Genomic DNA, 12,624 nt, shown 5'->3' with positions numbered 1-12,624 from the left:
CTGTTGTTACTTTCATTTGTAAATTCTTTGGCAAAGATGAAAAATAATTTTTTAACTGACAACTAATTTCTTACTAATTTTCTAAAACTTCCAAGTAAACCTTCATTAAATTTGCCGCAATTTTTTCGTCTGTGAATTTTTGAACATATTCAAATCCATTTTCTGAAAGGCGTTGTCGCTCGGATTCATTATTCCAGAGAAATGAAATTTTTGATCTTAAATCTTCTACACTTTCCGGATTTACATAAAGGGAATTTTTTCCGCCTGCTTCTGGAAGCGAACTGGAATTACTTGTGATAACGGGAGTTTTGGAAAATAAGGCTTCTATAACCGGAATTCCGAAACCTTCAAATAAACTTGGATAAACAAAAATATCGGCTAATTGATAAATTGCAGAGAGTTCTTCCATCGAAACATTTTCTAAAAAATAGACCTGATTCTTAAGATTATTTTTTAAAATAAACTGCTCAATTTTATTAAAATATTTCGTCTTTTTGCCGATAACTACCAAATTCACTTTTGTTCCAAGAATTGTTTTTACAATGTTTAATAGATTTTTTCTTGGTTCGATCGTCCCGACGTTTAAAATAAATTTTTCGGGTAAATTAAATTTTAATCTGGTTTCTGTTAAAAATTCTTCTGATTTTTTTTCTTTAAAAGTCTGGTGGCAACCTTGGTAAACGACTTTAATTTTTTCTGCGGGAATTTTCAAAAATTCAATAATATCGCGTTTTGTTTGCTCGGAAATTGCAATGATTAAATCGGCTTGATCGCAGGCATTTTTAAACTTCCAAAAGTGAATTTTACGATCGAAAAAAGAATAAAATTGAGGATAACGAACAAAAATTAAATCGTGAATTGTGACAATTTTTTTGATTGGTTTTTTGTTCCATTTTAAAGGTAATTCGCCAGATAAACCATGAAAAATATCTGAATTGATTTCCTGTGAAGTTTTACCGAATTTCAATTGACGGGCAAATTTCCCAGATTTTATTTGATGAAAAAAAACATTTTTAAAATTTAAAATTGCTTTTCCGCGCTCTGATTTTTTTTGCTCTAAAAGTACAAATTGATTTTCAGGGAAATGTTCCGCTAAAATACGAACGTGATCGCGGGAATAATTTCCCAGACCTGAATTGTTGTGAAAAAAACGTTTGGCGTCAAAAGCAATTTTCATTATTTAACTTTATTTTGAAATTCCTGAAGTGTTGAAAATGTTTCACCAATATTATTTAGAAAAGATAAATAATTGTCAAACCTTTCTATCATTTGATTTCCAGTGTTTTTTGTGGTGAAATTTGGTAATTTGAATTCAGGATTTTTTATATCTGAAAATTCCCACGGATGAAAATAAAGATTTAGATAGCCGTCTTTTTTCAAGGCTATTTTAGATAAAATTTTATAGATACTTAAAGGAAAATTGTGAAAACTCAACCAAAATAAAGGAATGCGAAAATAGGTAGAAACTGTGGCTGGAATTTGCAATAAATTATTTTCTTTAAAATAAGTTCGAGACACTTTTCTGTTATCATATCTTCCTGGCAAATAAGTCGGATTTATGGAAGAATTATAAGAATAACCTGCTTCTACCACATCTTTTACAGCAACTGGCGATAATCTTGGCATTCGCAAACCTTTTACTTCTGTTTCAAATAATTGGCTTAATTCTAATCTTGATTTTTTTAAATCTTCAACTTCAAATTTTGAGTGAAACCAAGTGTGAGAAGCCAATTCATGTCCTTCGGAAAGTAATTTTTTAACTAAATCCTGATTTTCTTTGGCAAATATAACGGTAGAAAAAAATGTGGCTTTTGCATTGTGTTTTTTCAAAAGTTCTAAAATTGAAATTAAGCCATTTCTTGAAATTTCTATTTGTTTTTCAAAAGAAATTTCGCCTTTGTATTCAAAAGGCATATCAAATTCTTCAATGTCAAAGGATAATAAGACCATTTTTAAAAATTTTTACTGCGGATAATATAGTTTGGTCTTTCTTTAACCTGTTTAAAAATTTTTCCTAAATAAATGCCGAAAATCCCCAAAATAACCAATTGTAATCCGCCAAAGAAAACGACGGTCATGATCAGTGAAGCCCAACCGGAAATTTCTGTGCCGGCAAAAAAAGCGTGTAAAACGTAAGGAATATAAATAACGACTGATAAAAGTGAAAAGAAAAAACCCAAATAAGCTGCTAGGTAAAGAGGTTTTACGCTAAAAGCTGTGATTCCTGTAAAAGCAAATTTCATCATTTTATTTAAATTGTAACTGCTTTCACCATGAAATCTTTCATTAGCGGTAAATTTTATGCCTTTTTGTTTAAAACCCATCCAGGTGGAAAGTCCGCGTAAAAACAGATCAGATTCCTGCATATTTCTCATGACATCAACCACGGAAGCGTCCATTAAACGAAAGTCTGAGCCGCCACCGGTCGTCATATCGACATCTGAGATTTTCGATAAAAATTTGTAAAAATAATCTGACGTTTTTCTTTTAAATCTGGAAATTTCTTTCGGATATTTCCTAATTGTGTAAACAATATCAAAACCTTCTTCCCAGGCAGATATCATTTCAGGAATTAACTCAGCCGGATGTTGTAAATCTGCGTCCATAGAAATTACCGCGTTCGAATTCGAATAATCAATTCCAGCTTTTACGGCCGGCTGATGACCAAAATTACGGGAAAATTCTAAATATTTAACTTCAGGAAATTGTGATGAGAGATTTTCTAAAACATTTTGTGTCTGATCTCTGCTGCCGTCATTAACGAAAATAATTTCAAAATTATAAGTCGGCAAAGCAGAAAAAACTTCGCTTATTTTTTGATGAATAAGCGGAATATTTTGCTCTTCATTAAAAGCCGGAATTACAATTGAGATTTTTTTCATCAGTGATTTTAATAAAATTAATTTAAACTGTAATCTTTGCGGAAATTTTTTACCATTAATTCATAAATTATTCGGAACCAAACGAATACACATGGTAAGGCTTTTAATGAATATTTTTTGATATAAAGTTGCTTAATATTTTTTGGAAAAAGATCTGAAGTTGAAAAACAGGTTAAAATCAGAACGAAGATCAAAAGGAAAATTACAAATGGTGTTTTTTCTTTTTGAATGATAAACCAGATCATTACGCCGGTGACTGCAATTATAAATGTTGGCGATTCTGAACTTGAACTAAATAAAACGATGAACAAAAGCGTAGAACATAAGATCATCAACTGAAACGCGACTTCTTTGTATTGTTTGATCCTTAAATAAGGCAAGGCAAAAATAATAACGCCAGGAATTAAAAAATAAAGATTTGAAATAGTTGCATCACCTAAAACACGGCGTACAATTCCCATTAAAGAAAAATCCTGCATCGAGGTTAGTGACTCATTTTCAATATTTTTACCGGATAACGAAATGTACCAATCCTGATAAGACTGCAAGCCAAAATGTGGACTGGAATACAACATTGGCAAAATTAGAAAGACGAGAAAAATTACGGCAAATGACAATATAAATTTCCATTTGTTTTTGATAAAGAAAAAGCCGGAAAGCCCAACAATGCCGTAGAGTTTAACGAAAAACCCGATCAGAATTGCCAGTGCAGATTTTGTTTCTTTTTTTTCATAAATGTAAACCATTGATAAAACGAGCAAACCAGTTAAAGCGATGTTGAATTGAACGCTTAAGGCTGCCGTAATAAATTCCTGCAGACAAAGCCAGGCGACGAAGGATTTTTTAATATTTGAAATGGGTAATTTGCTTAAGGCGAAAACAAAAACAAAAGCATTCGCGACATTCCAAAGTGGCATGCCGAGCCAATCCGGCAACAAAGCAAACGGTGCTATGAGCACACCAAAAAAAACACCGTAATGATTGGAATCAAAAAAAAGATCCTGGTGCTGCTGGAAAATATTTTCGGATCTTAAACTGCTGAGAAAAACGTTCTTGAATAAAAGATAATTGTTGTAAGCAATCGGTCCGCGGAAGTATTTTGCGACGGCGGAAATTAAAGAAACTACCAAATAAATCCCAAAAATAATTTTGGGATTTGATATGAATTTTAGAAATTTCTCTTTCAACATTTCTTTGGATGAAAATATTTGTTTTTATAAAATCACTTTAAAAACAGCGACGATCTGCAGCCCGGCCTGAACGGAAATCCTTTTTTTGCATTTGAAAAAAAGATTGGGAGTGGAGGACGGAAAAAGCTGCCCAAATAAATCTTCTTTAAATCTTAAACTGCGACGTTATTTTCACGTAAAGCGTCATTTAACGAAGTTTTTTTATCGGTTGATTCTTTTCTTTTTCCAATGATCAAAGCGCACGGCACCTGGAAATCTCCCGCGGGGAAAGTTTTGGTGTAACTTCCGGGAATGACAACCGAACGTTCCGGCACGTAACCTTTCGTTTCAACCGGCGAATCTCCTGTAACGTCGATAATTTTGGTGGACATCGTAAGGCAAACATTGGCGCCCAAAACGGCTTCCTTCCCAACGCGAACGCCTTCTACGACGATACATCTTGAACCAATGAACGCATCATCTTCAATAATTACGGGCGCAGCCTGAAGTGGTTCTAAAACGCCGCCAATACCGACACCGCCGCTTAAATGCACATTTTTACCGATCTGCGCGCAACTTCCCACTGTTGCCCAGGTATCGACCATGGTTCCAGAATCTACGTAGGCGCCAATATTGACGTACGACGGCATCAAAATAACGCCTGACGCGATGAAAGCGCCTTCTCTGGCCACTGCATTGGGCACAACGCGAACGCCTTTTTCGGCATAATTTCTTTTTAAGGGCATTTTGTCGTGGTACTCAAAAGGGCCAACTTCGATGGTTTCCATTTTTTGAATCGGGAAATACATTACGACGGCTTTTTTCACCCATTCGTTAACTTGCCAGCCGTTTTCTGTTGGTTCGGCAACGCGTAATTCGCCTAAATCCAAGGCTTTTATGACTTCTCTGATTTTTGCCTGACTATCTGAATCTTTTAATAATTCACGATTTTCCCAGATATTTTCTATGCTTTCCTGTAATGACATTTATTTTTTATTTTAATATTTCAGTTCTGTAAATTTCAAGCGCAAATATCGCAAAGATTTATTTAAAAACATACTGCTTATAAGGCATTTTTGAGTTTGCAAAGGTTTTGACTTTGTCAAATAATTTGGTTTTATTTTAAAAGTTTTTCAGTAAATTATATTTCTCAATAGTCCTGCTTTTATATATAATTTAAAGCACTCTGCGTGCAAAAAGAAAGGCTTTGTTCCAGTATTTTTCATTGAGCGAAGAGATCATCACGCCTTTTGAAGTGGACGCGTGAATAAATTTTATCTCGCCGTCATCGCCGATATCGTGAACAATTCCAACATGTGTGACATTGTTTCCGCCGGCTGTGGCAAAGAAAACGAGGTCTCCAGGCTCTACTTGTCGTACGGAAACTGACTCGCCTGCCTGTGCCTGATCCTGCGAACGGCGCGGTAAATTCTCATTATTTTCGGTAAAAACTTTTACGGTGTAGCCGGAACAGTCGAAGCCGGAACTTGTGTTGCCGCCGTATTTGTAAGGCGCGCCAATGTATTTTTCGGAATCTTTTAAAAGTTCATTTCGCCGTGCATCCAAAGCGCCACGGAAAGTGGAATTGAATGTTTTTAAACCTTCTTCTTTTACCACTGACTTTTTATACGGTGTGCGTTTTACCACTTTGCTGGAACTTCCACAGGATGCGAGAAATAAAATGAGCGGTAAAAGGAAAAGTATTTTTTTCATAGAATTTTTTAAAAGATGGGTAAATTTAGTGAAAATTTGAGTTTATCCAAATGTAAAATTATCTTCTATACACTTATAAAAAAGCCCGAGAAATTTTCTCAGGCTTGGTTGTTATTTCTTTTTACGATTTTCTTCTAATTGTTTTGCTTTATTACTTTCGTTTTTAGCATTTTGGACATTGACGCCGTTTGTGCCTTTGTTTTTATTTTGCATATTGGCAGCATTTTCTTGAGGTGTGATTTTTTGTTTCATTGTTTAAAAATTAAATTAATTAATAATATTATCGCTGATCTGAATTCCTTGTTTTTTTAATTGTGTGATTACCCACTCTATAGCTTCTGAATTAGGAACTACCAAACTAAATATTTCATCAATATACACATCACCTTTTTCTGTAGCTGTTGCAGGACATCCATAAGCCGTAGCGTAATCCGCCCAACCTTCGAGTTCTGCAACCGAAAACATAAATCTTCTCAACATGGCTGGATGAGCCAAGCAAAATGCAACCTCAGTAATGTTTAAAGATTGATGCGCTTTTTTTACGCATACATCCACCTCAAACTTTCCACCATAAGAAGTAGCTGTTTGATTTATAATGATTTCGCAACTATATCCCGAAATTTCTAATGCATCTACCAATGCGCAAATCATCGCCCCTCTCTGAATTATAATTTGTGGTGTTATTTGCCATAAAAAAGATATTGAACAAACTAACTTCACAATTTTGCCACTTAGTTCTTGCTCTGTAGGATTTTTAATTATAAAGTATTCTGGTGAATTGCTTAGAAACATTCCTATATCAATTATATTTCCTGCATACGTGTATTCAGGTATCCATTTTTCAATTTTAGAACATATTATTTCAGATAATTCTACGCTCATCTTTTTTACTTCGTTCATTCCTTCAATCCATCCTGAGTTTGCCAAAACTTTTGCTTCAGTCCAAGAAACATCACCATACCAATCAGAATCAGCATTTCGCGAACTTTTATTGCGAGATGAACTTTCTCTAAAGGAAAAATCCCAAAAGTCCTGCAAGTCATCAAATTGTACATATTTGTTCATAACTAAATATTATTTTTAATCATTTTAATTCTGGATGCATCAAGTCCTTTCCAGAGAACATCCTGTTCGACCTCTTCTCTACTGATACCTAGTTGTAATAATTCTGCACCAATCATTGAAGCTCTTGGACTTACTACTACTCTTTCGCTAATTTTCGCGACTGCTTTTCTTACTTTTTGCACATAGTTTGTCCATTCCGTATTATTTGCTAATTGATGTTCCAAGTTCTCATCAATTTCCCATGATAGAAAAATAAATCGATCCAAACTCGCAGCGTCCAATTGATTTCTTCCCACGTATTTTCTATCTGCACCAGTACCAAAAGTATTTGCTGCCGCAATACAATAAAAATCTTTGTGCCTATTAATTCTCCCATCAGGAAAATCCATAAACTTATTCGCCAATGCTGCATTGAATGCTAAAATTGCTTGAGGAAAACTCGCATCAATTTCATCAAAAAGAAACACACCTCCTTCTTCATACGCTTTTCTAAATTGCGTTGAAACAATTTGACCATGAGCATTCATAAAACCAGTTAATTTGAATTCACTTGTAATGGCACCAGTGAAATAAAATTCTAAATTAAGGGCTTTCGCAATATTTTCTGCAGCTGTTGTTTTACCAGATCCCGCTGAACCTACCATAAAAACATTATTTTTCGTCTGCACATATTGTAGTAATTTTGAAAACTGATAATGCTGAGCACCTAAATCTTTTAATTGATCATCATGCTGTATTTTTATGCTTATTGTTTTATAATTTCTAATTGAGTCTAGTTTTGTCTTCAAATCAACAATTTCCTTGTGAAGATTTTTTCTATCTTCATTAATAAGATCTTTATTTGTTATCAGTTTTTTTATTTCGCTGTTTACTCTGCCCAAATTACTTCTCAATCTTTGCTCAAAATCTTTTTCAATTTTAAATAGAAGATCCACTGCAATTTTATTCTTTATATCTTCTAAATGTTGATCTAGAAAAAAATCAATCATGATGTTACCCTTTTTTTGAGATTGAGATTTTGAAGTTCTTTGACTTCTTGTCGTTTCCATAATTATTTTTATTGTTTTAGTTATACATAATTATTAGCAAAACAAAATCCAGAAAATAAAAAAAATACGCTTCCGAGAATAACATCGGAAGCGCAGGAACAAAAGGTTTTTTTTGAAGAATAAGAGCGGTTAACCAAACTCTTTTTTAATGACAATATGGTAATTTTCGGACACAGGTAATCTGTGACTTTTTGTCTTGCCAATCTCATCGTAAATGGTAATTTCTACTTCTTCATCTTTTCTGTGATAACATTTGATGTATTTTTTGTTAACCCTAAATGATTTGTGAATAGTAACAAACTGGGTTTTTAAAAATCCTTTATGCTCCATTTTTGAAAAGGAAAAATCAATTAGGTTTTCTGCGGCGCGATTGATAAAATGAATTTGTTTATTGTTGGATTCTGAACCTGCCATTTTATCTGCACAGAGATACACAATTTCGTGAATAGCAATGGCGTTTCTTTTGGTTTTATTAAAATCCAGATAAACATATTGAAGGGAATTGAAAAATGATACTTCCTGCAAAAAACGCTTGAAACTTTTTGAAAACTCTTCTTCTTTAAAAGGTTTTGTGAGATGATCTACGCAAATATCGGCATCCCGTTTTAATTGTTCTATTTGTCGCACATATTTTTCAGGATTATTGCTGGTAAAAAATACCGGGATTTTGATTTCTTGCGCTACTTCAATGCCTGTCATGCTGTCATTTCCTAAATTGAGATCTGCAATTAAAATATCGGGATGCGCAGAACCAACCTCATCAAGAAAATAATCAGAAGTTTTGCTTTTTAAAACAATTTCTACATTGGGAATTTTACTTAGGTAAGATTCTAATTTATCCAGTCGTTTGGTGTTGTCTTCGAGAAGGGCGATGCGGTAGGTTTGGTGCATAGAATAAATATATTTAAATTATAAAGGCAAATCATTTAGAATTTTTTTCTGTGTTCTCCAATTTGGCAAATATTTATCCATCAAAATAATGAAATTCTTATTGTGATTTCTTTCTAACAAATGAACCAATTCATGAACAACTATATATTCGATGCAATCCATTGGTTTTTTAATTAATTCGATATTAAAATTGAGTGTGCTGTTTTCATTGTTGCAACTTCCCCATTTAGTTTTCATTTTTCGCACACAGTAGGTATCGAGTGTGAGATTCATGATTCGCAGATGGTGCATTAGCAGTTTACCTAAAACCGTATTTAATTCTCTTCGATACCAATTGTTAAGTTGTTTCTGCTTCTGTTCTGTGGTGTAATGTTCAGGAGAAAATAATTCTATGACTTGATGGTGAATTTTAACAGACGCTCTTTTGGCTTCTGTAATTTTCAGCAAATATCTTTTCCCTAAAAAATAATGACTTTCTCTCGTAATCATTAATTTTTCACCTTCTCTTTCCTGACTTGCTATTTTATTCTGCTCTCTTTTTATCCAAGAGATTTTTGTGATTAAATAAACTTTAATCTTATCCAGATCAAAAAATTCTGGTGAAGAAACTGTTACATTTCCGAAAGGTGGATGCACACTTAAGTGCAGGTTTTTAATAGGTTTAAATTTTACTTCAACCTCTAAACTACCAATTTGTAAATGCTCTGTCCGCATATTAGTAATCTTCTTTATTCTGCTCTATAATTTGATAAACCTGTTCTGCTAAAACCTCATCTTCGACAACACGATTGATTGCATTCTTCACTTTTCGCTGCTTCATCAAATTATCCCTGAAACCTTCCTGTTTTGCATACTGAACTTCCCGATCACAGACCAATGCTAATTCTTCATTTTCCAAAGTATGGTATAATGCCACTTTACCTTTTGTATTCAACGATTTTGGAACATCATCTTTCTGACCCTTATTGACCATCCTGATCAACTCCGCTATTTTCATTAAATAGTCCTGGTATGAAATTGACTCTCGATTTCTTGCCTCAATAAGTTCCGTTAAAAGCACAGACATCTCATCAAAATATTTCGGATCAAGCAAATGCTCTTCTACAATTTTACTTCGTACGTTGTTTTCAATTACTTCGGCGACGGCTTCTTTACTTCCTTTTAAAGATTTGGGTAGGGAATCAATTGCTTTATCCATATCGGTATCTATTAAATCTAATAAAGAAATATCTTCAAATGGCGATATCTTTTCAGATTCTTCGGCTCTAATATAAGTATCCAAAAGAAAACGCATATCTGCTTCATAGACTTTCAAATCAATGATTTCATTACTTGCAATTCTTATTACTTCTCTAACATTAAGATAGAAATCCAGACGCTCTTTAAAATGTTTAATCTGTTTCTCTTTGTAACCAGCAATTTCAAAGTCAGTCGTCATATTAGCAAACGCCCGGATATATTCTACAATCGCTTTATACAAAGCCATTCGTTTATATTCGTTCGCTTTTAAATCTTCTTCCTTTTCGGTATTCCCGCAGAAATATTTAATAAAATCTAAATCAGTTTTTTTATTTGGGACATTTTCACACAAGGCTTCTACGGTTTCCAAGGCAACTTCTAATCGTTCTGCTGCAACTTTTAAACGGTCTTTCAACTGTATAGAAACATCTTCTTTGCTAAAACCTTCACTATCCAATTCTGATGTATAAACATCAATCGCGTCAGTTACATTTCCAAATAATTCCATGTAATCTATAATGTAACCGTAATCTTTATCATCGGTATCTAAACGGTTTACGCGGCAAATCGCCTGGAACAAAGTATGATCCTGCATTTTTTTATCGATGTAAATATAACTGCAAGGCGGCGCGTCAAAACCAGTCAATAATTTAGAAACTACGATCAGCAGTTTCATTCTTGCAGGTTGCTTTCTGAAAAGTTCTTTTACATCAGATTCATAGGTTTCAGTTTTAGTTTTATTGCCTTTTGCGCTTATCTTTTCTAGTAATTCGCTATAGATTTTATAAATAAATTCTTTGTCTGTTTCCGTTTCTGCACCGGTATCTTCTTTGGAAATATCGCTTGCATTTGGATTGTAAGAAGTAATCAATGCACACTTTCCTTTAAGTTCGGTTTGCAGAAAAAGACTGTAATATTTGGCGGCTTCATAGATGCTTCCTGCGACCAAAATGGCATTTCCATTTTGACTGGCTAAACGTGGTTTTGTGCTAAAATCAACTACAATATCTGCCACTATTTTCTCCATTCGTCCTTTCGAACTTAGCACATTTTGCATGGTTCCCCATTTCTTTTTCAACTCATTCCGTTGGAAATCATTCAGTCCTTTTGTTTTGATGTTGAACCATTCATCTACTTTTTTCTGAGAAGTTAATTTTTGCTCAATCTGTCTTCCTTCATACATTAAATCTTTTACGACACCATCTTGAACGGCTTCATTAAATTTATAAGTATGAATATAACGACCGAAAACATCCATCGTGGTTTTCTTATCGACTTTCAACAGAGGTGTTCCGGTAAAACCCATAAATACTGCATTGTGCAAAATGGCTTTCATGGCTTCATTCAGTTTCCCACTTTGCGTACGGTGACACTCATCTACAAAAACAAATATTTCACCTTGGGTCGTAATCGGATTTTCTTTTAATTCTTTAATAAAAACATCAAAATCTGCTTCCCCTTTATTACCGAATTTATGAATCAAAGAGCAGATTAATCGCGGTTTAGAAGCCTGCAAATAATGCATCAATTCTTTTCCAGATTTTATTTTTGCAATATCTGTTTCGCCAACATCATTAAAAACCCGTTCGATCTGGTCGTCTAATTCCGTACGATCCGTAAGAATTACAATTCTGGAATTGGGAATATTTTCTAAAATCCACTTTCCAATCATCACCATCATTAAGGATTTTCCCGAACCTTGTGTATGCCAGATAATGCCACCTTCTCTGCGTTTCACAAAATCTTGCGCCGCCTTCAAACCAAAATATTGATGAGGACGTGGTAATTTTTTAACTCCAGCATCATAGATAACACCGTTGTAGAGTAAATCAATCATGCGGGATTTCTCACATAATTTCTTCAGGTATTTATCAAGTTTGTAATCTTCATTATCCTGGTCCTCTTCTTTCCAGGAAAGGTAATATTTCTGTTTTGTATCGGTAGTTCCATATCGTAAACCTTGCGTATTATTTCCAGCCATTATTAACTGGACAGTTGTGAAAAACCGTTGCGAAAACAATTCCTGTTGGTTTGAAATATTCTGGCGGATGCTTTCCGCAATATCTACAGTTCCTCTTTTTAGTTCTAAAACCCCGATAGCAATTCCATTGATGTAAAGCACGATATCTGGGCGGCGGTTGTGTTTGTCATTATAAAGCGTGACTTCTTCTGCAATTCCAAATTCATTGTCTTCCCAATTTTTCCAATCGATGGGGAAAATGGTTTCAAACTGTTCGCCCAGTTCCGGTCTCGCTTTTACGCCATAACGCAAGAGATTATACATCTTTTGGTTGCGTTCATATAAATTACCTGTATTAGAACTGGCTAATTGCGTCACTTCCGTAATCGCTTTCTCTACCAAAGTATCGGAATATTCTTTCTTCTTTAAAAATTTCCGCAGATAGGTTGTTTCTACATTGCTGTTGTTGAGACGATCTTCCCAGTCACCATAAAAGATATAACCCAATTGCTCGGTAAACAATTTAATGATGCGGTTTTGGGTAATGCGTTCTATGGGGTTAATCATGTTATATTTTTTTATCTGAAGATTAAATATATTTTGTAGCTTTCTATAAGACAGTAAAAATACATATGTATATTTTTTAAATTTATGCA

At 34.0% G+C, this 12,624-nt stretch carries 12 protein-coding genes; all 12 read right to left on the bottom strand.

Annotated features, from left to right (window positions below; all coding sequences use genetic code 11):
- Positions 1 to 73 precede the first annotated feature (73 nt).
- Positions 74 to 1,177: a glycosyltransferase family 4 protein gene (locus BM238_RS00395; RefSeq protein ID WP_090078217.1), complete on the bottom strand. Its 1,104-nt coding sequence runs from the start codon at positions 1,175 to 1,177 to the stop codon at positions 74 to 76.
- Entirely contained in the window at positions 1,177 to 1,950 is a 774-nt protein-coding gene (locus BM238_RS00390; protein ID WP_090078216.1) for a polysaccharide deacetylase family protein, read from the bottom strand. The genes BM238_RS00395 and BM238_RS00390 overlap by 1 nt, the downstream gene beginning before the upstream one ends.
- A 2-nt stretch (positions 1,951 to 1,952) precedes the next feature.
- Entirely contained in the window at positions 1,953 to 2,882 is a 930-nt protein-coding gene (locus tag BM238_RS00385; RefSeq protein WP_090078215.1) for a glycosyltransferase family 2 protein, read from the bottom strand.
- A 17-nt stretch (positions 2,883 to 2,899) separates the two neighbouring features.
- Complete coding sequence (locus tag BM238_RS00380) at positions 2,900 to 4,072, bottom strand: glycosyltransferase family 87 protein (protein ID WP_090078214.1); 1,173 nt, start codon at positions 4,070 to 4,072, stop codon at positions 2,900 to 2,902.
- A 152-nt stretch (positions 4,073 to 4,224) separates the two neighbouring features.
- On the bottom strand, positions 4,225 to 5,037 hold the full coding sequence (locus BM238_RS00375; RefSeq protein WP_090078213.1) for a 2,3,4,5-tetrahydropyridine-2,6-dicarboxylate N-succinyltransferase: 813 nt from the start codon (positions 5,035 to 5,037) through the stop codon (positions 4,225 to 4,227).
- A 190-nt stretch (positions 5,038 to 5,227) separates the two neighbouring features.
- Complete coding sequence (locus BM238_RS00370; protein ID WP_090078212.1) at positions 5,228 to 5,764, bottom strand: C40 family peptidase; 537 nt, start codon at positions 5,762 to 5,764, stop codon at positions 5,228 to 5,230.
- A gap of 111 nt (positions 5,765 to 5,875) precedes the next feature.
- Positions 5,876 to 6,016, bottom strand: coding sequence for a hypothetical protein (locus tag BM238_RS14330; RefSeq protein ID WP_177205402.1), 141 nt, complete (start codon positions 6,014 to 6,016; stop codon positions 5,876 to 5,878).
- Between the two features lie 15 nt (positions 6,017 to 6,031).
- Positions 6,032 to 6,829, bottom strand: coding sequence for a DUF7192 family protein (locus tag BM238_RS00365; RefSeq protein WP_090078211.1), 798 nt, complete (start codon positions 6,827 to 6,829; stop codon positions 6,032 to 6,034).
- Positions 6,830 to 6,831: 2 nt separating this feature from the next.
- A complete protein-coding gene (locus BM238_RS00360; protein ID WP_177205401.1) occupies positions 6,832 to 7,878 on the bottom strand; it encodes an AAA family ATPase in 1,047 nt (348 codons plus the stop codon).
- Between the two features lie 129 nt (positions 7,879 to 8,007).
- Complete coding sequence (locus BM238_RS00355) at positions 8,008 to 8,769, bottom strand: LytR/AlgR family response regulator transcription factor (protein WP_090078210.1); 762 nt, start codon at positions 8,767 to 8,769, stop codon at positions 8,008 to 8,010.
- Between the two features lie 18 nt (positions 8,770 to 8,787).
- A complete protein-coding gene (locus BM238_RS00350) occupies positions 8,788 to 9,483 on the bottom strand; it encodes a M48 family metallopeptidase (protein ID WP_090078209.1) in 696 nt (231 codons plus the stop codon).
- Between the two features lies 1 nt (position 9,484).
- On the bottom strand, positions 9,485 to 12,535 hold the full coding sequence (locus BM238_RS00345) for a type I restriction endonuclease subunit R (RefSeq protein WP_090078208.1): 3,051 nt from the start codon (positions 12,533 to 12,535) through the stop codon (positions 9,485 to 9,487).
- Between the last annotated feature and the right edge of the window lie 89 nt (positions 12,536 to 12,624).

This window comes from Halpernia frigidisoli, assembly GCF_900113805.1.
Classification (GTDB): Bacteria; Bacteroidota; Bacteroidia; order Flavobacteriales; family Weeksellaceae; genus Halpernia; species Halpernia frigidisoli.
The sequence above is the reverse complement of the archived record's forward strand: the minus strand, read 5'-3'. Positions and strand labels throughout refer to the sequence as shown.